General features: G+C 66.8%; 27 protein-coding genes. 26 read left to right on the top strand and 1 reads right to left on the bottom strand.

Annotated features, from left to right (window positions below; genetic code table 11):
• Positions 1–36: 36 nt before the first annotated feature.
• Positions 37–3936: a DNA-directed RNA polymerase subunit beta' gene (locus ACZ50K_RS24905; RefSeq protein ID WP_468906886.1), complete on the top strand. Its 3900-nt coding sequence runs from the start codon at positions 37–39 to the stop codon at positions 3934–3936.
• Positions 3937–4020: 84 nt separating this feature from the next.
• Here ACZ50K_RS24905 and ACZ50K_RS24900 read toward each other — a convergent pair whose 3' ends face one another.
• Entirely contained in the window at positions 4021–6438 is a 2418-nt protein-coding gene (locus ACZ50K_RS24900; RefSeq protein ID WP_468906883.1) for a YfhO family protein, read from the bottom strand.
• A gap of 322 nt (positions 6439–6760) precedes the next feature.
• Here ACZ50K_RS24900 and rpsL point away from each other — a divergent pair, with 322 nt between their 5' ends.
• The 25 genes from rpsL (at position 6761) to rplO (ending at position 21550) form a co-directional block, all read left to right on the top strand.
• Positions 6761–7132 (top strand): 30S ribosomal protein S12, encoded by a 372-nt coding sequence (gene rpsL, locus ACZ50K_RS24895; protein ID WP_007265893.1) that lies wholly within the window; start codon positions 6761–6763, stop codon positions 7130–7132.
• Positions 7133–7134: 2 nt separating this feature from the next.
• The gene (gene rpsG, locus ACZ50K_RS24890) at positions 7135–7605 is read left to right on the top strand and encodes a 30S ribosomal protein S7 (protein ID WP_053731192.1); all 471 of its coding nucleotides are present in this window, start codon (positions 7135–7137) and stop codon (positions 7603–7605) included.
• 39 nt (positions 7606–7644) lie between these two features.
• Positions 7645–9774, top strand: a complete 2130-nt coding sequence (gene fusA, locus ACZ50K_RS24885; protein WP_468906880.1) for an elongation factor G — start codon at positions 7645–7647, stop codon at positions 9772–9774.
• A gap of 151 nt (positions 9775–9925) precedes the next feature.
• Complete coding sequence (gene tuf, locus ACZ50K_RS24880) at positions 9926–11119, top strand: elongation factor Tu (protein ID WP_468906877.1); 1194 nt, start codon at positions 9926–9928, stop codon at positions 11117–11119.
• A 727-nt stretch (positions 11120–11846) separates the two neighbouring features.
• Positions 11847–12155, top strand: coding sequence for a 30S ribosomal protein S10 (rpsJ, locus tag ACZ50K_RS24875; protein ID WP_003948644.1), 309 nt, complete (start codon positions 11847–11849; stop codon positions 12153–12155).
• A 14-nt stretch (positions 12156–12169) separates the two neighbouring features.
• Positions 12170–12814, top strand: coding sequence for a 50S ribosomal protein L3 (gene rplC, locus ACZ50K_RS24870; protein ID WP_007265899.1), 645 nt, complete (start codon positions 12170–12172; stop codon positions 12812–12814).
• Positions 12815–12818: 4 nt separating this feature from the next.
• Positions 12819–13478, top strand: a complete 660-nt coding sequence (rplD, locus tag ACZ50K_RS24865; RefSeq protein WP_468906874.1) for a 50S ribosomal protein L4 — start codon at positions 12819–12821, stop codon at positions 13476–13478.
• Positions 13478–13801: a 50S ribosomal protein L23 gene (gene rplW, locus ACZ50K_RS24860; RefSeq protein ID WP_468906872.1), complete on the top strand. Its 324-nt coding sequence runs from the start codon at positions 13478–13480 to the stop codon at positions 13799–13801. The genes rplD and rplW overlap by 1 nt, the downstream gene beginning before the upstream one ends.
• A 39-nt stretch (positions 13802–13840) precedes the next feature.
• Positions 13841–14677, top strand: a complete 837-nt coding sequence (gene rplB, locus ACZ50K_RS24855) for a 50S ribosomal protein L2 (RefSeq protein ID WP_069921522.1) — start codon at positions 13841–13843, stop codon at positions 14675–14677.
• Between the two features lie 12 nt (positions 14678–14689).
• A complete protein-coding gene (gene rpsS, locus ACZ50K_RS24850) occupies positions 14690–14971 on the top strand; it encodes a 30S ribosomal protein S19 (protein ID WP_007265903.1) in 282 nt (93 codons plus the stop codon).
• Positions 14972–15014: 43 nt separating this feature from the next.
• On the top strand, positions 15015–15362 hold the full coding sequence (gene rplV, locus ACZ50K_RS24845) for a 50S ribosomal protein L22 (protein WP_007265904.1): 348 nt from the start codon (positions 15015–15017) through the stop codon (positions 15360–15362).
• Entirely contained in the window at positions 15362–16204 is an 843-nt protein-coding gene (rpsC, locus tag ACZ50K_RS24840) for a 30S ribosomal protein S3 (RefSeq protein ID WP_468906869.1), read from the top strand. The genes rplV and rpsC overlap by 1 nt, the downstream gene beginning before the upstream one ends.
• Positions 16205–16209: 5 nt before the next feature.
• Positions 16210–16629 carry a 50S ribosomal protein L16 gene (gene rplP / locus ACZ50K_RS24835; protein WP_468906866.1) on the top strand — a complete coding sequence of 140 codons (420 nt, stop codon included), beginning with the start codon at positions 16210–16212 and terminating at the stop codon, positions 16627–16629.
• A complete protein-coding gene (rpmC, locus tag ACZ50K_RS24830) occupies positions 16629–16853 on the top strand; it encodes a 50S ribosomal protein L29 (RefSeq protein WP_468906864.1) in 225 nt (74 codons plus the stop codon). Before rplP ends, rpmC begins: the two co-directional genes overlap by 1 nt.
• Positions 16853–17134, top strand: a complete 282-nt coding sequence (gene rpsQ, locus ACZ50K_RS24825; protein WP_352214014.1) for a 30S ribosomal protein S17 — start codon at positions 16853–16855, stop codon at positions 17132–17134. Before rpmC ends, rpsQ begins: the two co-directional genes overlap by 1 nt.
• 124 nt (positions 17135–17258) lie before the next feature.
• Positions 17259–17627 (top strand): 50S ribosomal protein L14, encoded by a 369-nt coding sequence (gene rplN, locus ACZ50K_RS24820; protein WP_008739701.1) that lies wholly within the window; start codon positions 17259–17261, stop codon positions 17625–17627.
• Between the two features lie 2 nt (positions 17628–17629).
• Positions 17630–17953, top strand: a complete 324-nt coding sequence (gene rplX, locus ACZ50K_RS24815) for a 50S ribosomal protein L24 (RefSeq protein WP_468906862.1) — start codon at positions 17630–17632, stop codon at positions 17951–17953.
• The gene (gene rplE / locus ACZ50K_RS24810; RefSeq protein ID WP_030298216.1) at positions 17953–18504 is read left to right on the top strand and encodes a 50S ribosomal protein L5; all 552 of its coding nucleotides are present in this window, start codon (positions 17953–17955) and stop codon (positions 18502–18504) included. The genes rplX and rplE overlap by 1 nt, the downstream gene beginning before the upstream one ends.
• A gap of 5 nt (positions 18505–18509) precedes the next feature.
• Positions 18510–18695, top strand: coding sequence for a type Z 30S ribosomal protein S14 (locus ACZ50K_RS24805; RefSeq protein ID WP_003948630.1), 186 nt, complete (start codon positions 18510–18512; stop codon positions 18693–18695).
• A gap of 222 nt (positions 18696–18917) precedes the next feature.
• A complete protein-coding gene (rpsH, locus tag ACZ50K_RS24800; RefSeq protein WP_067163170.1) occupies positions 18918–19316 on the top strand; it encodes a 30S ribosomal protein S8 in 399 nt (132 codons plus the stop codon).
• Between the two features lie 20 nt (positions 19317–19336).
• On the top strand, positions 19337–19876 hold the full coding sequence (gene rplF / locus ACZ50K_RS24795) for a 50S ribosomal protein L6 (RefSeq protein WP_468906859.1): 540 nt from the start codon (positions 19337–19339) through the stop codon (positions 19874–19876).
• Between the two features lie 2 nt (positions 19877–19878).
• The gene (gene rplR, locus ACZ50K_RS24790) at positions 19879–20262 is read left to right on the top strand and encodes a 50S ribosomal protein L18 (RefSeq protein ID WP_030026334.1); all 384 of its coding nucleotides are present in this window, start codon (positions 19879–19881) and stop codon (positions 20260–20262) included.
• A 45-nt stretch (positions 20263–20307) separates the two neighbouring features.
• Complete coding sequence (rpsE, locus tag ACZ50K_RS24785; protein WP_048476518.1) at positions 20308–20910, top strand: 30S ribosomal protein S5; 603 nt, start codon at positions 20308–20310, stop codon at positions 20908–20910.
• Complete coding sequence (gene rpmD, locus ACZ50K_RS24780; protein WP_005313525.1) at positions 20910–21092, top strand: 50S ribosomal protein L30; 183 nt, start codon at positions 20910–20912, stop codon at positions 21090–21092. Before rpsE ends, rpmD begins: the two co-directional genes overlap by 1 nt.
• Positions 21093–21094: 2 nt before the next feature.
• Positions 21095–21550 carry a 50S ribosomal protein L15 gene (gene rplO, locus ACZ50K_RS24775; RefSeq protein WP_468906855.1) on the top strand — a complete coding sequence of 152 codons (456 nt, stop codon included), beginning with the start codon at positions 21095–21097 and terminating at the stop codon, positions 21548–21550.
• Positions 21551–21667: the final 117 nt, after the last annotated feature.

Here is a 21667-nt window from a genome sequence, read left to right as displayed (position 1 = left end):
CAAGAGACACGACCCCGAAAGAGGGATTGACGCACAGTGCTCGACGTCAACTTCTTCGACGAGCTGCGGATCGGCCTTGCCACCGCGGACGACATCCGAACCTGGTCGCACGGCGAGGTCAAGAAGCCGGAGACCATCAACTACCGCACCCTGAAGCCCGAGAAGGACGGACTCTTCTGCGAGAAGATCTTCGGTCCGACCCGGGACTGGGAGTGCTACTGCGGCAAGTACAAGCGTGTCCGCTTCAAGGGCATCATCTGTGAGCGCTGTGGCGTCGAGGTCACGCGCGCCAAGGTGCGCCGCGAGCGGATGGGCCACATCGAGCTCGCCGCCCCCGTCACCCACATCTGGTACTTCAAGGGCGTCCCGTCGCGCCTGGGCTACCTGCTGGACCTCGCGCCGAAGGACCTCGAGAAGGTCATCTACTTCGCCGCGTACATGATCACGTTCGTGGACGACGAGCGCCGCACCCGCGACCTGCCGTCGCTGGAGGCCCATGTCTCCGTCGAGCGCCAGCAGATCGAGAACCGCCGCGACGCCGACCTCGAAGCCCGCGCCAAGAAGCTCGAGACCGACCTGGCCGAGCTGGAGGCCGAGGGCGCCAAGGCCGACGTGCGCCGCAAGGTGCGCGAAGGCGCCGAGCGCGAGATGAAGCAGCTCCGCGACCGCTCCCAGCGCGAGATCGACCGCCTGGACGAGGTCTGGAACCGCTTCAAGAACCTCAAGGTCCAGGACCTGGAGGGCGACGAGCTCCTCTACCGCGAGCTGCGTGACCGCTTCGGCACGTACTTCGACGGCTCGATGGGTGCCGCGGCGCTGCAGAAGCGCCTGGAGTCCTTCGACCTGGAGGAGGAGGCCGAGCGCCTCCGCGAGATCATCCGCACCGGCAAGGGCCAGAAGAAGACCCGTGCGCTCAAGCGCCTCAAGGTCGTCTCCGCGTTCCTGCAGACCAGCAACAGCCCCAAGGGCATGGTGCTCGACTGCGTGCCGGTCATCCCGCCGGACCTCCGTCCGATGGTGCAGCTGGACGGTGGCCGCTTCGCGACCTCCGACCTGAACGACCTGTACCGCCGCGTGATCAACCGCAACAACCGCCTGAAGCGCCTTCTCGACCTCGGTGCCCCCGAGATCATCGTGAACAACGAGAAGCGCATGCTCCAGGAGGCCGTGGACGCCCTCTTCGACAACGGTCGTCGCGGTCGCCCGGTCACCGGTCCCGGCAACCGTCCGCTGAAGTCCCTGAGCGACATGCTCAAGGGCAAGCAGGGTCGATTCCGTCAGAACCTCCTCGGCAAGCGCGTGGACTACTCCGCGCGTTCCGTGATCGTCGTCGGTCCGCAGCTGAAGCTGCACCAGTGCGGTCTGCCGAAGGCCATGGCGCTGGAGCTCTTCAAGCCGTTCGTGATGAAGCGCCTGGTCGACCTGAACCACGCGCAGAACATCAAGAGCGCCAAGCGGATGGTCGAGCGCGGCCGCACCGTGGTGTACGACGTCCTCGAAGAGGTCATCGCCGAGCACCCGGTGCTGCTGAACCGTGCGCCCACCCTGCACCGCCTCGGCATCCAGGCCTTCGAGCCCCAGCTGGTCGAGGGCAAGGCCATCCAGATCCACCCGCTCGTCTGCACCGCGTTCAACGCGGACTTCGACGGTGACCAGATGGCCGTGCACCTGCCGCTCTCCGCGGAGGCGCAGGCCGAGGCCCGCATCCTGATGCTGTCCTCGAACAACATCCTGAAGCCGGCCGACGGCCGCCCGGTCACGATGCCGACCCAGGACATGGTCCTCGGTCTGTTCTTCCTGACCACCGACGGCGACCTCCGTGACACCAAGGGCGAGGGCCGGTCCTTCGGCTCCACCGCCGAGGCGATCATGGCGTTCGACGCCGGCGAGCTCGCCCTGCAGTCGCAGGTCGACATCCGCTTCCCCGTCGGCACCATTCCGCCGCGCGGCTGGGTCCCCCCGGTCGCCGAGGAGGGTGAGCAGGAGTTCCAGCCGGGCGACAGCTTCCGTCTGAAGACCTCGCTGGGCCGTGCGCTCTTCAACGAGCTGCTGCCCGAGGACTACCCGTTCGTCGACTACTCGGTGGGCAAGAAGCAGCTCTCCGAGATCGTCAACGACCTGGCGGAGCGCTACCCCAAGGTCATCGTGGCGGCGACGCTCGACAACCTGAAGGCGTCCGGTTTCCACTGGGCGACCCGCTCCGGCGTCACCGTGGCCATCTCCGACGTGGTCGTGCCCGAGGCCAAGAAGGCCATCGTCGCGGGCTACGAGGCGCAGGACGAGAAGGTCCAGAAGCAGTACGAGCGCGGTCTGATCACCAAGGACGAGCGCACGCAGGAGCTCATCGCGATCTGGACCAAGGCGACCAACGAGGTCGCCGAGGCGATGAACGCGAACTTCCCCAAGACCAACCCCATCTTCATGATGGTTGACTCGGGTGCCCGAGGAAACATGATGCAGATGCGGCAGATCGCCGGTATGCGTGGTCTGGTGTCGAACGCGAAGAACGAGACCATCCCGCGTCCGATCAAGGCCTCGTTCCGTGAGGGCCTGTCGGTGCTGGAGTACTTCATCTCCACGCACGGTGCCCGTAAGGGTCTGGCCGACACCGCCCTGCGTACCGCCGACTCGGGTTACCTGACCCGTCGTCTGGTGGACGTCTCGCAGGACGTGATCATCCGCGAGGAGGACTGCGGCACCGAGCGCGGTCTGAAGCTGAAGATCGCCGTCCGCGGCGAGGACGGCGTCCTGCGGAAGGCCGACGACGTCGAGACCTCCGTGTACGCCCGCATGCTGGCCGAGGACGTCGTCATCGACGGCAAGGTCATCGCGCCGGCCAACGTGGACCTCGGCGACGTGCTCATCGACGCCCTGGTCGCCAACGGCGTCGAGGAGGTCAAGACCCGCTCGGTCCTGACCTGCGAGTCCGCGGTCGGCACCTGTGCCTTCTGCTACGGCCGCTCGCTGGCCACCGGCAAGCTGGTCGACATCGGTGAGGCGGTCGGCATCATCGCCGCCCAGTCCATCGGTGAGCCCGGTACCCAGCTGACGATGCGTACCTTCCACACCGGTGGTGTGGCCGGTGACGACATCACCCAGGGTCTGCCCCGTGTGGTCGAGCTCTTCGAGGCCCGTACCCCGAAGGGTGTCGCCCCGATCTCCGAGGCCGCCGGCCGCGTGCGGATCGAGGAGACCGAGAAGACCAAGAAGATCGTCATCACCCCCGATGACGGTTCGGACGAGACCGCGTTCCCGATCTCGAAGCGTGCGCGCGTCGAGGTCCACGAGGGCGACCACGTCGAGGTGGGCCAGAAGCTCACCGCGGGTGCCACCAACCCGCACGACGTGCTGCGCATCCTCGGCCAGCGCGCGGTCCAGGTCCACCTGGTCGGCGAAGTCCAGAAGGTCTACAACTCGCAGGGCGTGTCGATCCACGACAAGCACATCGAGATCATCATCCGGCAGATGCTGCGCCGCGTGACGATCATCGAGTCCGGCGACGCGGAGCTGCTGCCGGGCGAGCTCGTCGAGCGGTCGAAGTTCGAGACCGAGAACCGTCGTGTGGTCACCGAGGGCGGTCACCCCGCCTCCGGCCGTCCGCAGCTGATGGGTATCACCAAGGCCTCGCTCGCGACCGAGTCCTGGCTGTCGGCGGCGTCCTTCCAGGAGACCACCAGGGTGCTGACGGACGCGGCGATCAACGCCAAGTCCGACTCCCTGATCGGCCTCAAGGAGAACGTCATCATCGGTAAGCTCATCCCGGCCGGTACGGGTCTGTCCCGCTACCGCAACATCCGGGTCGAGCCCACCGAGGAGGCCAAGGCCGCGATGTACTCGGCCGTCGGTTACGACGACATCGACTACTCGCCCTTCGGCACCGGCTCCGGCCAGGCCGTCCCGCTGGAGGACTACGACTACGGCCCGTACAACGGCTAAGGGTCGAAGGCTCTACGAAGAAGCCCCCCGCCGCTCCGAGAGGAGCGGCGGGGGGCTTCTTCGTTCCCGGGACCCGGGGCAGTCTCAGCCGCGGGTGGTGCGGCGGCGGGCGACGGCGGTGACGGTGATCAGGGTGAGGAGGGCCAGGGCGGCGGCCGCGAGGCCGGGGACGAAGCCCTTGGGGGTGAAGGTGCAGGAGACCTTGTCGGTGCCCGCGGGGAGTTCCACGGCCACCAGGCCGTGGAACTCCTTCAGCGGGGCCGAGCACTGCCAGCCGGGGACCGCGGTCATCGCGAACACCGCGGTGCCGGTGCTGCCCGCGGGCAGGGTGGCCTCGATGGTGTGGCCGCCGGCCTCGACCCCGGTGGCGCCGGTGGCGGTGAGGTCCCGGACGGCCCGGTCCAGGGCGGGCCGGTCCAGGCAGCCGATCGGGTGCTCGGGGGCCGCCGCGGTGCTCCTGGTCCGTACCGTGACCTCCACCGTGCCGTCGGCCGGGACCGGGCCCAGCTTCAGGATGCCGCTCTGCTTGTCCTCCAGGGTCCGGCTGGTGCCGGCGTGGCCGAGGGTGCCGTTCAGGGCGGGGGAGTACCAGTAGGCCTCGGAGCCGGCCCGGCAGCTGGCCGTGTAGGTCCGGGAGGCGTCGGTGCCGGTGCGGGTGGTGGCCGGGACCCGGTAGACCGCGCGGCCCAGCACGTCCTCCTGCTCGGCCCAGACGGTGCCGGCCGGGGCGGGGGAGCTGAAGGGCTTGTCCCGGAGGGTCACCAGCGGGGGAGCGGGGAAGGTGCGGCCGGCCCAGGCGTTCTTCTGGCCGGGGACCGGGCTGACCCGGGCGCCGATCGAGAAGATGGCGTCGAGGACCGGGTTGTCGGCGCCGAAGAAGGTCCGGCCGTCGTTCTTGTAGCCGTAGCCGAGCGGCTCCAGGGCCTGGTAGGTGACCTCGGGCAGATAGCTGCTGTAGTACTGCGGCCCCTCGGACTGGAGGGCCAGCGCGTCGTTGTACGAGGTCTGCGGCTTCCCCGAGTCGGTCCGGTATGCGGGCCAGCCGTCCACGGACCGGACGGCGTCGAGGTGGTTGGCGATCGACTGGTTCGAGGTGACGGCCGGCTTGGCCCAGCGCTCGCGGGCCCGCTTCTCGTCCGCGTTGTACGCGGCCAGGGTGGACTCGGCGAACACCGTGCCGACCATCAGCACCGCGGCCACCGGCACCAGGTACCGCCGGCGGCTCCCGCTCCCGCCGAGCCCCAGCCCGAGCAGCAGCAGCGCCAGCAGCGACAGCGCGCCGCCGCCGAGGACCGCGTACCAGGTCTCCACCGCGAAGTCGTCGGTGCCGCGGAGCAGGAAGGTCAGCAGCACCAGCGCGCCGGCGGTGATCGCCAGGTGCAGCGGGCGGGGCCGGTTGGCCAGCGCCATCCAGGCCAGCACCACCAGCATCCCGCTGAACACGAAGGCCTCGCGGTACGGGTTACCGTTCGGCACCGCCAGCCCGTGCCAGACGTACTGGGTGGGCGGGAACTGGAACGAGGCCGCCACCAGCACCACGGCCAGCCCCCAGACCAGCCGGGTCCTCCTGGCGATGGAGCTGTTGAGGAGGAAGGACCCCGCCAGGATCAGGCCCAGCGAGGCGATGTAGAGGCGCGGCCGGCCGCCCCACAGATGGGTGGCCGGCAGCATCCCGGTGAGGAACACGTCCAGCCGCTGCGGGTCGAACTCGCCCGCCTTGGTGGGCTGGGCGGCCCCGCTGGAGAGGAAGGACGGCAGCAGCAGCGGCAGGGTGAGCAGGATGCCGGTGCCGGCCGCGGTGGCCGCCCGGAACACCGCCCGCAGCCGGTCCCGGCCGGTCATGTCCCGGGTGATGAGACGGATGCCCAGCAGCACGCAGGCGGCCATCGTGGCCATCATCGCGGTGTAGAAGTTGCCCATCCAGGCCAGCGCCACCAGCAGGGCGACGGCCGGCCAGCGGCGCTGCTCCAGGCACCACTCCACGGCGATGCCCAGCAGCGGCAGGGCCACCAGGCCCCACAGCCACATCGGGATGTACGAGGCGTCGCTGAGCGCCCAGCCGCAGAGCCCGTAGGTCGCGCCCAGCACCCCGCGCTGCCACCACGGGCCCGGGACCAGCCGGCCCAGGTAGACGGCCATCAGCGCGGCCGCGAGCCCCATGGTGAGCGGGGTCATCGCGAAGACCACCAGGTCGACGTGGGCCCGGGGCACCAGGGTGACCAGCCAGGAGAACGGATTGCCGAGATAGGTGTAGTAGTCGGACAGGAACTGCTGTCCGAAGGCTCCCCGCCAGGTGAAGAGCGCGTCACCGGCCGCCTGGCCGTGCACCAGGTCCCAGAGCGCCCGGTGGAAGGGCACGTACTGGTTGGCCTGGTCGTTGATGGCCCGCCCCGTGTTCCCGAAGGGGAAGGTGCCGCGCAGTGCCCATGCCGTGCAGAACGCGGCCGAGGTGAGGGCGAAGGCGAGCAGGGGTGCGTACAGCCGCTTGATCCGGCTCGCCAATGTGGTGCTCCCTGAAAATCGGTACGATGGCCTGTTCGGATAGTTTAGGCAGCCGTCCGGAAGGCGGAACCGGGCCCCCTTGGGGCTCCGGGCATTTGTTTTGACCGGAGTGGATGCGGTAGGTACGCTCAGACCTTGTGCCTGGGGTGTGCCTGGGCTCCAGTGCGTGTCCACCAACCGCACAGGGAGCCGTAGCGGCCACCGCGATCCGAGGACGATCCCGTCGACTGGCGGGGCTCTCCCGGGTCCGACACACCCGACCGCGTGGGTCGGCGAAGTTCCAGGTTAGTTTTACGATCGGCACACAGAAACCGGAGAAGTAGTGCCTACGATCCAGCAGCTGGTCCGGAAGGGCCGGCAGGACAAGGTCGAGAAGACGAAGACGCCCGCGCTTGAGGCCTCGCCCCAGCGCCGTGGCGTCTGCACGCGTGTGTTCACGACCACCCCGAAGAAGCCGAACTCGGCGCTCCGTAAGGTCGCGCGTGTGCGTCTGACCTCCGGCATCGAGGTCACCGCTTACATTCCGGGCGAGGGACACAACCTGCAGGAGCACTCGATCGTGCTCGTGCGTGGTGGCCGTGTGAAGGACCTGCCGGGTGTTCGTTACAAGATCATCCGCGGTGCGCTTGACACCCAGGCTGTCAAGAACCGCAAGCAGGCCCGCAGCCGCTACGGCGCCAAGAAGGAGAAGTAAGAATGCCTCGTAAGGGCCCCGCCCCGAAGCGCCCGGTCATCATCGACCCGGTCTACAGCTCTCCTCTGGTCACCTCGCTGATCAACAAGATCCTGCTGGACGGCAAGCGCTCCACCGCCGAGCGCATCGTCTACGGCGCCATGGAAGGCCTCCGCGAGAAGACCGGCAACGACCCGGTCATCACGCTGAAGCGCGCGCTGGAGAACGTCAAGCCGTCGCTTGAGGTCAAGTCCCGCCGTGTCGGTGGCGCGACCTACCAGGTCCCCGTCGAGGTCAAGCCGGGTCGCCAGTCGACCCTGGCCCTCCGCTGGCTCGTGGGCTACTCCCGCGCCCGTCGCGAGAAGACCATGACCGAGCGCCTGATGAACGAGCTCCTCGACGCTTCGAACGGCCTCGGTGCGGCCGTCAAGAAGCGTGAGGACACGCACAAGATGGCCGAGTCCAACAAGGCCTTCGCGCACTACCGCTGGTAGTCCCAACCCACATCGAGACCGAGAGAAGACTGAGCCGATATGGCTACCACTTCGCTTGACCTGGCCAAGGTGCGCAACATCGGCATCATGGCCCACATCGACGCGGGCAAGACGACCACCACCGAGCGCATCCTGTTCTACACCGGTGTCTCTTACAAGATCGGTGAAGTCCACGACGGCGCTGCCACGATGGACTGGATGGAGCAGGAGCAGGAGCGCGGCATCACGATCACGTCTGCCGCGACGACCTGCCACTGGCCGCTCGAAGACGTCGACCACACCATCAACATCATCGACACCCCGGGTCACGTGGACTTCACGGTCGAGGTGGAGCGTTCGCTCCGCGTCCTCGACGGTGCCGTCACCGTGTTCGACGGTGTCGCCGGTGTGGAGCCGCAGTCCGAGACCGTTTGGCGTCAGGCCGACCGCTACGGCGTGCCGCGCATCTGCTTCGTCAACAAGCTGGACCGCACCGGCGCCGAGTTCCACCGCTGCGTGCAGATGATCGAGGACCGCCTGGGCGCGGTTCCGATCGTCATGCAGCTCCCGATCGGTGCCGAGGCCGACTTCCAGGGTGTCGTCGACCTCGTCACCATGAAGGCGTTCGTCTGGTCCGCCGAGGCGACCAAGGGCGAGATGTACGACATCGTCGACATCCCCGCCACGCACACCGAGGCCGCCGAAGAGTGGCGCGGCAAGCTCATCGAGACCGTCGCCGAGAACGACGACGAGATCATGGAGCTCTTCCTGAACGGCGACGAGCCGTCCGTGGAGCAGCTGCACGCCGCCGTCCGCCGCATCATCATCGGTTCCGGCAAGGGCGACGGCGCCACCATCACCGCGGTGTTCTGCGGTACGGCGTTCAAGAACAAGGGCGTCCAGCCCCTGCTCGACGCCGTGGTGCGCTACCTGCCCTCGCCCCTGGACATCGAGGCCATCGAGGGCCACGACGTCCGGGACGCCGAGGTGGTCGTGAAGCGCAAGCCGTCCGACGAGGAGCCCCTCGCCGCGCTCGCCTTCAAGATCATGAGCGACCCGCACCTCGGTAAGCTCACCTTCGTCCGGGTGTACTCGGGCCGCCTGGAAGCCGGCACCGCGGTGCTGAACTCCGTGAAGGGCAAGAAGGAGCGCATCGGCAAGATCTACCGCATGCACGCGAACAAGCGTGAGGAGATCGACGCGGTGGGCGCCGGCGACATCGTCGCCGTGATGGGCCTGAAGCAGACCACCACCGGTGAGACGCTGTGCGACGACAAGGCGCCCGTGATCCTGGAGTCCATGGACTTCCCGGCTCCGGTCATCCAGGTCGCGATCGAGCCCAAGTCCAAGGGTGACCAGGAGAAGCTGGGTGTCGCCATCCAGCGTCTCGCGGAGGAGGACCCCTCCTTCCACGTTCACTCGGACGAGGAGACCGGTCAGACCATCCTCGGCGGTATGGGCGAGCTGCACCTTGAGGTGCTGGTCGACCGTATGAAGCGTGAGTTCAAGGTCGAGGCGAACGTCGGCAAGCCGCAGGTCGCCTACCGCGAGACGATCCGCAAGGCCGTCGAGCGCATCGACTTCACGCACAAGAAGCAGACCGGTGGTACCGGTCAGTTCGCCAAGGTGCAGATCGCGATCGAGCCCATCACCGAGACCGACGGTCCGGCGTACGAGTTCGTGAACAAGGTCACCGGTGGCCGCATCCCGAAGGAGTACATCCCTTCGGTGGACGCGGGTGCGCAGGAGGCCATGCAGTTCGGCATCCTGGCCGGGTACGAGATGACCGGCGTCCGCGTCATCCTGCTCGACGGTGGCTACCACGAGGTCGACTCCTCCGAGCTCGCCTTCAAGATCGCCGGTTCGCAGGCGTTCAAGGAAGGTGCCCGGAAGGCCAACCCCGTGCTGCTCGAACCGATGATGGCCGTCGAGGTCACCACGCCCGAGGACTACATGGGCGATGTCATCGGTGACATCAACTCTCGCCGTGGCCAGATCCAGGCCATGGAGGAGCGTCACGGCGCCCGCGTCGTGAAGGGCCTCGTGCCCCTTTCGGAGATGTTCGGCTACGTCGGCGACCTCCGCAGCAAGACCTCGGGTCGCGCCAGCTACTCGATGCAGTTCGACTCCTACGCCGAGGTTCCCCGGAACGTCGCCGAGGAGATCATCGCGAAGGCCAAGGGCGAGTAACTCTTCCGAGTACACGCTTTAGGCTTGTCACCGGCAGCCTCTGGGGCAACAGGAGCAACCCTCCCGTTGCCCCGGGGCGGCCGGCATCCCAGCAAAGATCACCTGGCGCCGATGAGTAAGGCGTACAGAACCACTCTCCAGGAGGACCCCCGTGGCGAAGGCGAAGTTCGAGCGGACTAAGCCGCACGTCAACATCGGCACCATCGGTCACATTGACCACGGTAAGACGACCCTCACGGCCGCCATTACCAAGGTGCTGCACGACGCGTACCCGGACCTGAACGAGGCCTCGGCCTTCGACCAGATCGACAAGGCTCCTGAGGAGCGCCAGCGCGGTATCACCATCTCGATCGCGCACGTCGAGTACCAGACCGAGGACCGTCACTACGCCCACGTCGACTGCCCCGGTCACGCGGACTACATCAAGAACATGATCACCGGTGCCGCGCAGATGGACGGTGCCATCCTCGTGGTCGCCGCCACCGACGGCCCGATGCCGCAGACCAAGGAGCACGTGCTCCTGGCCCGCCAGGTCGGCGTCCCCTCCATCGTCGTCGCCCTGAACAAGGCCGACATGGTGGACGACGAGGAGATCCTGGAGCTCGTCGAGCTCGAGGTTCGCGAGCTGCTCTCCGAGTACGACTTCCCGGGCGACGACGTCCCGGTCGTGCAGGTCTCGGCGCTCAAGGCGCTTGAGGGCGACAAGGAGTGGGGCGAGAAGCTCCTCGGTCTCATGAAGGCCGTGGACGAGTTCATCCCGACCCCCCCGCGTGACACCGAGAAGCCGTTCCTCATGCCCGTCGAGGACGTCTTCACGATCACCGGTCGCGGTACGGTCGTCACCGGCCGTATCGAGCGCGGTGTCCTGAAGGTCAACGAGACCGTCGACATCATCGGCATCAAGGAAGCCAAGACCACCACCACGGTCACCGGCATCGAGATGTTCCGCAAGCTGCTCGACGAGGGCCAGGCCGGTGAGAACGTCGGTCTGCTCCTCCGTGGCATCAAGCGCGAGGACGTCGAGCGCGGCCAGGTCATCATCAAGCCCGGTTCGGTCACGCCGCACACCGAGTTCGAGGCCCAGGCCTACATCCTGTCGAAGGACGAGGGTGGTCGTCACACCCCGTTCTTCAACAACTACCGCCCGCAGTTCTACTTCCGTACCACGGACGTGACCGGCGTCGTGACCCTCCCCGAGGGCACCGAGATGGTCATGCCGGGCGACAACACCGAGATGACCGTCTCGCTGATCCAGCCCGTCGCCATGGAAGAGGGCCTGAAGTTCGCCATCCGCGAGGGTGGCCGGACCGTCGGCGCCGGCCAGGTCGTCAAGATCACCAAGTAAGCTCCGGCTTGCTCGGGTCTGATACGACCTGGTAGCTCTTCCAGAGCTGCTTGAAGGGCCCCGTCCCCCCGCTTCGGTGGGGGGACGGGGCCCTTCGCGTTTCCCGGCGGCCCGGCGGCCCCGGCGGCCCGCTGGGCCGCCGGGATCGTGCTGCCGCCGGCCAAGCCCCTGGCGGGGTCCGGGAAGCGCGGTGAGCGCCCGGCCGCGGCGCCGGCCCATCGTCGAACAGCCGCCGGAGTGCGGGACGGCGAGCCGGAGTTGAGGGCGGGGGGCGGGGCGGGCGGGGGTGGTGGGCCGAGTTTGACGCTTACCCCGTGGGGGGTATTGTCTACGGCCCCGATTGGCGCATTACGTGTCTCGTATGGCAGACTGTCGGGGTTGCTCGGTTGAGTGCCAATGCTGCGCGCCTCCCGCCGGGAGGACCGGAAGCGAGTCCCACAGTACTCGTCGCCTTTATCTGTCCCTCGGGGCAGCAATGGGGCGGACGTACGGGAATCTTCCGGGAAGCGTGGGCGGGGCCCTCACCAGGCACTCGGTGGGTGTTTCTCCCCCGAAGCGTGATCCGGGAAAGGATCGCAGACCCTCAGAGCAGGGAATTTCCGTATGGGGATTTTCTGTAGCGGGAGTGCGACACGCCCGACCGCGTGGGTCGGAGGGAAGCGGCGCGAGAGCGCAAGCCGACCGAGTACCAGAGCGTTGTTACTAGACAAAGGACTACTGAGTAGCCATGGCGGGACAGAAGATCCGCATCCGGCTCAAGGCCTACGACCACGAGGTCATCGACTCCTCGGCGAAGAAGATCGTCGAGACGGTGACCCGCACTGGTGCGTCGGTCGCAGGCCCGGTGCCGCTGCCCACTGAGAAGAACGTGTACTGCGTCATCAAGTCGCCGCACAAGTACAAGGACTCGCGCGAGCACTTCGAGATGCGCACGCACAAGCGCCTGATCGACATCCTCGACCCGACGCCCAAGACCGTTGACTCGCTGATGCGCCTGGACCTTCCGGCCGGCGTCGACATCGAGATCAAGCTCTGAGAGGCGTCGAGAAGATGGCAAAGCAGATCAAGGGCGTCCTGGGCGAGAAGCTCGGCATGACCCAGGTCTGGGACGAGAACAACCGTGTCGTCCCGGTGACCGTGGTCAAGGCCGGACCCTGCGTCGTTACCCAGGTCCGTACGAACGACATCGACGGCTACGAGTCGGTCCAGATCGCCTTCGGCGAGATCGACCCGCGCAAGGTGAACAAGCCCCTCAAGGGCCACTTCGCCAAGGCCGACGTGACCCCCCGCCGCCACCTGGTGGAGCTCCGCACCTCCGACGCCAGCGAGTACACGCTCGGCCAGGAGATCACCGCTGAGGTGTTCGAGTCCGGCGTCAAGGTTGACGTCACGGGCAACAGCAAGGGCAAGGGCTTCGCCGGTGTCATGAAGCGGCACAACTTCCGGGGCCTCGGCGCCGGTCACGGTGTGCAGCGCAAGCACCGCTCCCCCGGTTCGATCGGTGGCTGCGCCACCCCTGGGCGTGTCTTCAAGGGCATGCGCATGGCCGGTCGCATGGGTAACGAGCGCGTCACCACCCAGAACCTGACCATCCACGCGGTTGACGCGGAGAAGGGTCTGCTGCTCATCAAGGGCGCGGTCCCCGGTCCGAACGGCGGCCTCGTCCTGGTCCGTACCGCGGCCAAGGGGGCTTGAGGTAATGAGCACCATTGACATCCTTTCGCCGGCAGGCGACAAGGCCGGTACCGTCGAGCTCCCCGCGGAGATCTTCGACGCGAAGACCAGCGTTCCGCTGATCCACCAGGTCGTCGTCGCCCAGCTGGCCGCTGCCCGTCAGGGCACGCACAAGACCAAGCGTCGTGGCGAAGTCCGTGGTGGTGGCCGCAAGCCGTACCGCCAGAAGGGCACCGGCCGCGCGCGTCAGGGTTCCACCCGCGCTCCGCAGTTCGTCGGCGGTGGCGTCGTCCACGGCCCTCAGCCGCGTGACTACTCGCAGCGGACCCCGAAGAAGATGAAGGCCGCCGCCCTCCGCGGTGCCCTCTCGGACCGTGCGCGTCACTCCCGCATCCACGTCGTCACCGACGTGGTCGAGGGTGCCGCCTCCACCAAGGCTGCCAAGACGCTGTTCGGCAAGATCTCGGAGCGCAAGAACCTGCTCCTGGTCGTCGACCGCTCCGAAGAGGCCGCGTGGCTGTCCGCCCGCAACCTGCCCCAGGTTCACATCCTGGAGCCGGGCCAGCTGAACACGTACGACGTGATCGTCTCTGACGACGTGGTCTTCACCAAGACCGCTTTCGAGTCCTTCGTGTCCGGCGCGCCTTCTGGCCGGAACGACGAGACCGAAGGGAGCGACGCCTGATGTCTGAGGCGACCGTTACCAGCAAGACCTTCACCGACCCGCGCGACCTGCTGATCAAGCCGGTCGTCTCGGAGAAGAGCTACGCGCTGCTGGACGAGAACAAGTACACGTTCATCGTCGCGCCCGGCGCCAACAAGACCCAGATCAAGCAGGCCGTGGAAGCGGTCTTCTCGGTCAAGGTCACCGGGGTCAACACGATCAACCGTCAGGGTAAGCGCAAGCGCACCAAGACCGGTTTCGGCAAGCGCGCGGACACCAAGCGCGCCATCGTGACCCTTGCCGAGGGCAACCGTATCGACATCTTCGGCGGCCAGGCCTCCTAGCGGAGGTCTAGTCGTCCGGAATCGGACGAGGACTGAGAAATGGGTATCCGCAAGTACAAGCCGACGACCCCGGGCCGTCGTGGCTCCAGCGTCGCCGACTTTGTCGAGATCACGCGGTCCACGCCGGAGAAGTCGCTGGTTCGCCCCCTGCACAGCAAGGGCGGCCGTAACAACACCGGTCGGATCACCGTTCGCCACCAGGGTGGTGGACACAAGCGCGCCTACCGCGTGATCGACTTCCGTCGTCACGACAAGGACGGCGTGCCGGCCAAGGTCGCGCACATCGAGTACGACCCGAACCGCACCGCGCGCATCGCGCTGCTGCACTACGCCGACGGCGAGAAGCGCTACATCATCGCGCCGAAGTCGCTGAAGCAGGGTGACCGGATTGAGAACGGCCCGACGGCCGACATCAAGCCCGGCAACAACCTGGCGCTCCGCAACATCCCGGTCGGTACCACGATCCACGCGATCGAGCTCCGTCCCGGTGGCGGCGCCAAGTTCGCCCGCTCGGCCGGTGCCTCCGTGCAGCTGCTGGCGAAGGAGGGCACCATGGCCCACCTCCGCATGCCGTCCGGCGAGATCCGTCTCGTCGACGCGCGCTGCCGCGCCACGGTCGGCGAGGTCGGCAACGCCGAGCAGTCGAACATCAACTGGGGCAAGGCCGGCCGCATGCGCTGGAAGGGCGTTCGCCCCTCCGTCCGCGGTGTCGCGATGAACCCGGTTGACCACCCGCACGGTGGTGGTGAGGGCAAGACCAGCGGTGGTCGCCACCCGGTCTCCCCGTGGGGTCAGAAGGAGGGTCGTACTCGCTCGCCGAAGAAGGCTTCGAGCAAGTACATCGTCCGCCGCCGCAAGACGAACAAGAAGCGCTAGGAGCGGGTTTAGATGCCGCGCAGTCTCAAGAAGGGGCCCTTCGTCGACGACCACCTCGTAAAGAAGGTGGACGCCCAGAACGAAGCCGGCACCAAGAACGTCATCAAGACCTGGTCCCGTCGCTCGATGATCATCCCCAGCATGCTGGGTCACACCATCGCGGTGCACAACGGCAAGACCCACGTCCCGGTGTTCGTCACCGAGTCGATGGTCGGCCACAAGCTCGGCGAGTTCTCGCCGACTCGCACCTTCCGCGGCCACGTCAAGGACGACCGGAAGTCGAAGCGCCGCTAAAGGCGGGGTGGTTACGACTATGACTTACACCGAAGGGACAACCATGGAAGCCAGGGCCCAGGCGCGGTACATCCGCGTCACGCCCATGAAGGCCCGCCGCGTGGTGGACCTTATCCGTGGCATGGATGCCACGGAGGCTCAGGCGGTCCTGCGTTTCGCCCCGCAGGCCGCGAGCGTGCCGGTCGGCAAGGTGCTGGACAGCGCCATTGCCAACGCCGCACACAACTACAACCACCCGGACGCCTCCACGCTGGTCATCAGCGAGGCGTACGTGGACGAGGGCCCGACCCTGAAGCGGTTCCGTCCGCGTGCGCAGGGCCGTGCCTACCGGATCCGCAAGCGGACCAGCCACATCACCGTGGTCGTCAGCAGCAAGGAAGGTTCCCGGTAATGGGCCAGAAGGTAAACCCGCACGGGTTCCGGCTCGGCATCACCACCGACTTCAAGTCGCGTTGGTACGCCGACAAGCTGTACAAGGACTACGTCAAGGAAGACGTCGCCATCCGTCGGATGATGACGTCCGGCATGGAGCGCGCCGGCATCTCGAAGGTGGAGATCGAGCGCACCCGTGACCGCGTGCGTGTGGACATCCACACCGCTCGTCCCGGCATCGTCATCGGCCGCCGCGGCGCCGAGGCCGACCGCATCCGCGGCGACCTCGAGAAGCTCACGGGCAAGCAGGTCCAGCTGAACATCCTCGAGGTCAAGAACCCCGAGACCGATGCGCAGCTGGTCGCCCAGGCCGTCGCCGAGCAGCTCTCCTCCCGCGTCTCCTTCCGTCGTGCCATGCGCAAGAGCATGCAGGGCACCATGAAGGCCGGCGCCAAGGGCATCAAGATCCAGTGTGGCGGTCGTCTCGGCGGCGCCGAGATGTCCCGCTCCGAGTTCTACCGCGAAGGCCGTGTGCCGCTGCACACCCTCCGCGCGAACGTGGACTACGGCTTCTTCGAGGCCAAGACCACCTTCGGCCGCATCGGCGTGAAGGTCTGGATCTACAAGGGCGACGTCAAGAACATCGCCGAGGTTCGCGCCGAGAACGCCGCGGCCCGTGCGGGTAACCGCCCGGCCCGTGGCGCGGGTGGCGCTGGCGACCGTCCCGCTGGCCGTGGTGGCCGTGGTGGCGAGCGCGGCGGCCGTGGTGGCCGCAAGCCGCAGCAGGCTGCTGGTGCCGAGGCCCCCAAGGCCGACGCCCCCGCCGCCGCTCCGGCCGAGAGCACCGGAACGGAGGCCTGACCGACATGCTGATCCCTCGTAGGGTCAAGCACCGCAAGCAGCACCACCCCAAGCGCAGCGGTATGAGCAAGGGTGGTACTGAGGTCACGTTCGGTGAGTACGGCATCCAGGCGCTGACCCCGGCCTACGTGACGAACCGCCAGATCGAGGCGGCTCGTATCGCGATGACCCGCCACATCAAGCGTGGCGGCAAGGTCTGGATCAACATCTACCCGGACCGTCCGCTGACGAAGAAGCCGGCCGAGACCCGCATGGGTTCCGGTAAGGGTTCTCCCGAGTGGTGGATCGCGAACGTGCACCCGGGCCGGGTCATGTTCGAGCTGTCCTACCCGAACGAGAAGATTGCTCGTGAGGCGCTCACCCGCGCTGCTCACAAGCTTCCGATGAAGTGCCGGATTGTTCGGCGCGAGGCAGGTGAGTCGTGATGGCGACGGGAACCCAGGCGTCCGAGCTGCGTGAGCTCGGCAACGAGGAGCTCGTTGGCAAGCTGCGCGAGGCCAAGGAAGAGCTGTTCAAGCTTCGCTTCCAGGCGGCCACGGGTCAGCTGGAGAACAACGGCCGGCTCAAGTCCGTCCGTAAGGACATCGCTCGCATCTACACCCTGATGCGCGAGCGTGAGCTCGGTATCGAGACGGTGGAGAACGCCTGATGAGCGAGAAGAACGTGACTGAGACCACCGAGCGCGGTTTCCGCAAGACCCGTGAGGGTCTGGTCGTCAGCGACAAGATGGACAAGACCGTCGTCGTCGCCGTCGAGGACCGCGTCAAGCACGCCCTGTACGGCAAGGTCATCCGCCGTACGAACAAGCTCAAGGCGCACGACGAGCAGAACGCTGCCGGCGTCGGCGACCGCGTCCTCATCATGGAGACGCGTCCGCTGTCGGCGAGCAAGCGCTGGCGCATCGTCGAGATCCTCGAGAAGGCCAAGTAATTATCTGAGGCCCTGAGCAAGAAGTTCAGGGGCCCCTCAGGTTCGTTCCGCCAGGCTCGGTGGGGGCCGCCGCTCTTCGGAGCGGCGCCCCCGCCGGGAACCGGCAGACAAACAGGAGATACACGTGATCCAGCAGGAGTCGCGACTGCGTATCGCCGACAACACTGGTGCCAAGGAGATCCTTTGCATCCGTGTTCTCGGTGGTTCCGGTCGCCGCTACGCCGGCATCGGTGACGTCATCGTCGCCACCGTCAAGGACGCGATCCCCGGTGGCAACGTGAAGAAGGGTGACGTCGTCAAGGCGGTCATCGTTCGGACCGTCAAGGAGCGTCGCCGCCAGGATGGCTCGTACATCCGCTTTGACGAGAACGCCGCTGTCATTCTGAAGAACGACGGCGACCCTCGCGGCACCCGTATCTTCGGCCCGGTGGGCCGTGAGCTGCGCGAGAAGAAGTTCATGAAGATCATCTCGCTCGCGCCGGAGGTGCTGTAAGCATGAAGATCAAGAAGGGCGACCTGGTTCAGGTCATCACCGGTAAGGACAAGGGCAAGCAGGGCAAGGTCATCGCGGCCTTCCCCGCCGACAACCGCGTCCTGGTCGAGGGTGTCAACCGGGTCAAGAAGCACACCAAGGCCGGTCAGACCGCTGGTGGCTCGCAGTCCGGTGGCATCGTGATCACCGAGGCGCCGGTCCACGTCAGCAACGTCCAGCTGGTTGTGGAGAAGGACGGCCAGAAGGTCGTCACCCGCGTCGGTTTCCGCTTCGACGACGAGGGCAACAAGATCCGCGTTGCCAAGCGGACGGGTGAGGACATCTGATGGCTACCACTCCGCGACTCAAGACGAAGTACCGCGAGGACATCGCGGGCAAGCTGCGTGAGGAGTTCTCCTACGAGAACGTCATGCAGATCCCCGGCCTCGTGAAGATCGTGGTCAACATGGGTGTGGGCGACGCCGCCCGCGACTCCAAGCTGATCGACGGCGCCATCCGCGACCTCACCACGATCACGGGTCAGAAGCCGGCCGTCACCAAGGCCCGCAAGTCCATCGCGCAGTTCAAGCTGCGCGAGGGTCAGCCGATCGGCTGCCACGTCACCCTCCGCGGTGACCGCATGTGGGAGTTCCTGGACCGTACGCTGTCGCTCGCGCTGCCGCGTATCCGTGACTTCCGTGGTCTGTCGCCGAAGCAGTTCGACGGCCGTGGCAACTACACCTTCGGTCTCACGGAGCAGGTCATGTTCCACGAGATCGACCAGGACAAGATCGACCGTACCCGGGGTATGGACATCACCGTGGTCACCACGGCGACCAACGACGACGAGGGCCGCGCCCTCCTTCGTCACCTCGGCTTCCCCTTCAAGGAGGCGTAAGCGAGATGGCGAAGAAGGCTCTCATCGCGAAGGCTGCCCGCAAGCCCAAGTTCGGTGTGCGTGGCTACACCCGCTGCCAGCGCTGCGGTCGTCCCCACTCCGTGTACCGCAAGTTCGGCCTGTGCCGCGTGTGCCTTCGTGAGATGGCTCACCGTGGCGAGCTGCCGGGCGTGACCAAGAGCTCCTGGTAATCCCTCTCGTCCGCAAGGACTTGAGGAGTACCAGGCACTCTCGGTAAGCATCTGGACGGCGGATGCCCGGCCGCGCATGCCTTAGGCTTGTGTGGTTGGGCGTCCGCCGCCCATAACGACTTACTACGCCGTAGGTCCCCGCGCCGCACCCGTCCCGCCTCTGAGTGGGGAGAGGGATGGCGCATACAGGAAACCCCGGCGAGAGAGGCCGAAGGCCACTTCATGACCATGACTGACCCGATCGCAGACATGCTCACGCGTCTGCGTAACGCTAACTCGGCGTACCACGACACCGTCGTGATGCCGCACAGCAAGATCAAGTCGCACATCGCGGAGATCCTCCAGCAGGAGGGCTTCATCACCGGCTGGAAGGTCGAGGACGCCGAGGTCGGCAAGAACCTCGTCCTCGAGCTGAAGTTCGGGCCGAACCGTGAGCGCTCCATCGCGGGCATCAAGCGGATCTCCAAGCCCGGTCTGCGCGTGTACGCGAAGTCCACCAACCTGCCCAAGGTCCTCGGCGGCCTCGGCGTGGCGATCATCTCCACGTCGCACGGTCTCCTGACCGGCCAGCAGGCAGGCAAGAAGGGCGTAGGTGGGGAAGTCCTCGCCTACGTCTGGTAGTCGGGAACGGAGGAAAAGCAATGTCGCGAATCGGCAAGCTCCCCATCCAGGTTCCCGCCGGTGTGGACGTCACCATCGACGGCCAGACGGTCGCCGTGAAGGGCCCCAAGGGTTCCCTCACGCACACCGTCGCTGCGCCGATCGAGATCGTCAAGGGTGAGGACGGCGTCCTGAACGTCACCCGCCCCAACGACGAGCGTCAGAACAAGGCCCTGCACGGCCTGTCCCGCACGCTGGTGGCGAACATGATCACCGGCGTGACCGCGGGTTACGTCAAGGCGCTCGAAATCAGCGGTGTCGGTTACCGCGTCGCCGCGAAGGGCTCCAACCTGGAGTTCCAGCTTGGTTACAGCCACCCGATCCTGATCGAGGCGCCCGAGGGCATCTCCTTCAAGGTCGAGTCGCCCACCAAGTTCTCGGTCGAGGGCATCGACAAGCAGAAGGTCGGCGAGGTCGCCGCCAACATCCGCAAGCTGCGGAAGCCCGACCCGTACAAGGCCAAGGGTGTCAAGTACGCCGGCGAGGTCATCCGCCGCAAGGTCGGAAAGGCTGGTAAGTAGCCATGGCATACGGTGTGAAGATCGCCAAGGGCGACGCGTACAAGCGCGCCGCCAAGGCCCGCCGGCACATCCGCATCCGCAAGAACGTCTCGGGTACGGCGGAGCGTCCGCGCCTCGTCGTGACGCGTTCCAACCGCAACATCGTTGCGCAGGTCATCGACGACCTCCAGGGCCACACCCTGGCGTCCGCGTCGACCCTGGACGCCTCGATCCGCGGTGGCGAAGGCGACAAGAGCGCCCAGGCCCAGGCTGTCGGCGCGCTCGTTGCCGAGCGTGCCAAGGCCGCGGGTGTCGAGACCGTCGTGTTCGACCGCGGTGGCAACCGATACGCCGGGCGCATTGCCGCTCTGGCTGACGCCGCCCGCGAAGCCGGGCTGAAGTTCTAAGCCCCGGTTCCGGGACTCACGGACGTAACAGAGAGAGGTAATCCAATGGCTGGACCCCAGCGCCGCGGAAGCGGTGCCGGTGGCGGCGAGCGGCGGGACCGGAAGGGTCGCGACGGTGGCCCTGCCGCCGAGAAGACCGCTTACGTTGAGCGCGTTGTCGCGATCAACCGCGTCGCCAAGGTTGTCAAGGGTGGTCGCCGCTTCAGCTTCACCGCGCTGGTCGTGGTGGGCGACGGTGACGGCACCGTAGGTGTCGGTTACGGCAAGGCCAAGGAAGTTCCCGCGGCCATCGCCAAGGGTGTCGAGGAAGCCAAGAAGAACTTCTTCAAGGTTCCGCGCATCCAGGGCACCATCCCGCACCCGATCCAGGGCGAGAAGGCGGCCGGCGTTGTCCTGCTGAAGCCTGCTTCCCCCGGTACCGGTGTTATCGCCGGTGGCCCGGTGCGCGCCGTTCTGGAGTGCGCCGGCGTTCACGACATCCTGTCGAAGTCGCTCGGCTCCGACAACGCGATCAACATCGTGCACGCGACCGTGGAGGCCCTCAAGGGCCTGCAGCGTCCCGAGGAGATCGCGGCTCGCCGTGGTCTGCCCCTTGAGGACGTCGCCCCCGCGGCTCTCCTTCGTGCACGTGCCGGGGCGGGTGTCTGATGGCCCGCCTCAAGATCACGCAGACGAAGTCGTACATCGGTAGCAAGCAGAACCACCGCGACACGCTGCGTTCGCTCGGGCTCAAGCGCCTGAACGACGTCGTCGTCAAGGAGGACCGCCCCGAGTTCCGCGGAATGGTGCACACCGTCCGCCACCTCGTGACGGTTGAGGAGGTTGACTAATCATGGCTGAGAACAGCCCGCTGAAGGCCCACAACCTCCGTCCCGCCCCCGGTGCCAAGACCGCGAAGACCCGTGTCGGTCGTGGTGAGGCGTCGAAGGGTAAGACGGCCGGTCGTGGTACGAAGGGCCAGAAGGCCCGTTACCAGATCCCGGAGCGCTTCGAGGGTGGGCAGATGCCCCTCCACATGCGTCTCCCGAAGCTCAAGGGCTTCAAGAACCCGTTCCGCACGGAGTTCCAGGTCGTGAACCTGGCCAAGCTGGCCGAGCTCTACCCCGAGGGTGGAGAGGTCACCGTGGCCGGTCTCGTCGAGAAGGGTGCTGTTCGCAAGAACAGCCTCGTCAAGGTCCTGGGCCAGGGCGAGATCTCCGTGGCGCTGCAGGTTTCGGTTGACGCCGTCTCCGGCTCCGCCAAGGAGAAGATTGCCGCTGCGGGCGGCACCGTCACCGAGCTCGTCTGAGACGAGTCCGGTGGCTCATAGAGAGTGAAATCGACCGGGGATGCCTCACATATGGGGCATCCCCGGTTGGTCGTTCCATGGGGGGGCCTGTCGCCGGTAAGGTGGCCTGCACCTTTA

The sequence above is a fragment of the Streptomyces sp. NPDC033845 genome (assembly GCF_055576225.1).
The sequence above is the reverse complement of the archived record's forward strand: the minus strand, read 5'-3'. Positions and strand labels throughout refer to the sequence as shown.

Bases quoted from the DNA above. Each gene is read 5' to 3' on its own strand.
- rpsG (WP_053731192.1), top strand. From the start codon at position 7,135: ATGCCTCGTAAGGGCCCCGCCCCGAAGCGCCCGGTCATCATCGACCCG.
- fusA (WP_468906880.1), top strand. From the start codon at position 7,645: ATGGCTACCACTTCGCTTGACCTGGCCAAGGTGCGCAACATCGGCATC.
- rpsJ (WP_003948644.1), top strand. From the start codon at position 11,847: ATGGCGGGACAGAAGATCCGCATCCGGCTCAAGGCCTACGACCACGAG.
- rplC (WP_007265899.1), top strand. From the start codon at position 12,170: ATGGCAAAGCAGATCAAGGGCGTCCTGGGCGAGAAGCTCGGCATGACC.
- rplD (WP_468906874.1), top strand. From the start codon at position 12,819: ATGAGCACCATTGACATCCTTTCGCCGGCAGGCGACAAGGCCGGTACC.
- rplW (WP_468906872.1), top strand. From the start codon at position 13,478: ATGTCTGAGGCGACCGTTACCAGCAAGACCTTCACCGACCCGCGCGAC.
- rplB (WP_069921522.1), top strand. From the start codon at position 13,841: ATGGGTATCCGCAAGTACAAGCCGACGACCCCGGGCCGTCGTGGCTCC.
- rpsS (WP_007265903.1), top strand. From the start codon at position 14,690: ATGCCGCGCAGTCTCAAGAAGGGGCCCTTCGTCGACGACCACCTCGTA.
- rplV (WP_007265904.1), top strand. From the start codon at position 15,015: ATGGAAGCCAGGGCCCAGGCGCGGTACATCCGCGTCACGCCCATGAAG.
- rpsC (WP_468906869.1), top strand. From the start codon at position 15,362: ATGGGCCAGAAGGTAAACCCGCACGGGTTCCGGCTCGGCATCACCACC.
- rplP (WP_468906866.1), top strand. From the start codon at position 16,210: ATGCTGATCCCTCGTAGGGTCAAGCACCGCAAGCAGCACCACCCCAAG.
- rpmC (WP_468906864.1), top strand. From the start codon at position 16,629: ATGGCGACGGGAACCCAGGCGTCCGAGCTGCGTGAGCTCGGCAACGAG.
- rpsQ (WP_352214014.1), top strand. From the start codon at position 16,853: ATGAGCGAGAAGAACGTGACTGAGACCACCGAGCGCGGTTTCCGCAAG.
- rplX (WP_468906862.1), top strand. From the start codon at position 17,630: ATGAAGATCAAGAAGGGCGACCTGGTTCAGGTCATCACCGGTAAGGAC.
- rplE (WP_030298216.1), top strand. From the start codon at position 17,953: ATGGCTACCACTCCGCGACTCAAGACGAAGTACCGCGAGGACATCGCG.
- ACZ50K_RS24805 (WP_003948630.1), top strand. From the start codon at position 18,510: ATGGCGAAGAAGGCTCTCATCGCGAAGGCTGCCCGCAAGCCCAAGTTC.
- rpsH (WP_067163170.1), top strand. From the start codon at position 18,918: ATGACCATGACTGACCCGATCGCAGACATGCTCACGCGTCTGCGTAAC.
- rplF (WP_468906859.1), top strand. From the start codon at position 19,337: ATGTCGCGAATCGGCAAGCTCCCCATCCAGGTTCCCGCCGGTGTGGAC.
- rplR (WP_030026334.1), top strand. From the start codon at position 19,879: ATGGCATACGGTGTGAAGATCGCCAAGGGCGACGCGTACAAGCGCGCC.
- rpsE (WP_048476518.1), top strand. From the start codon at position 20,308: ATGGCTGGACCCCAGCGCCGCGGAAGCGGTGCCGGTGGCGGCGAGCGG.
- rpmD (WP_005313525.1), top strand. From the start codon at position 20,910: ATGGCCCGCCTCAAGATCACGCAGACGAAGTCGTACATCGGTAGCAAG.
- rplO (WP_468906855.1), top strand. From the start codon at position 21,095: ATGGCTGAGAACAGCCCGCTGAAGGCCCACAACCTCCGTCCCGCCCCC.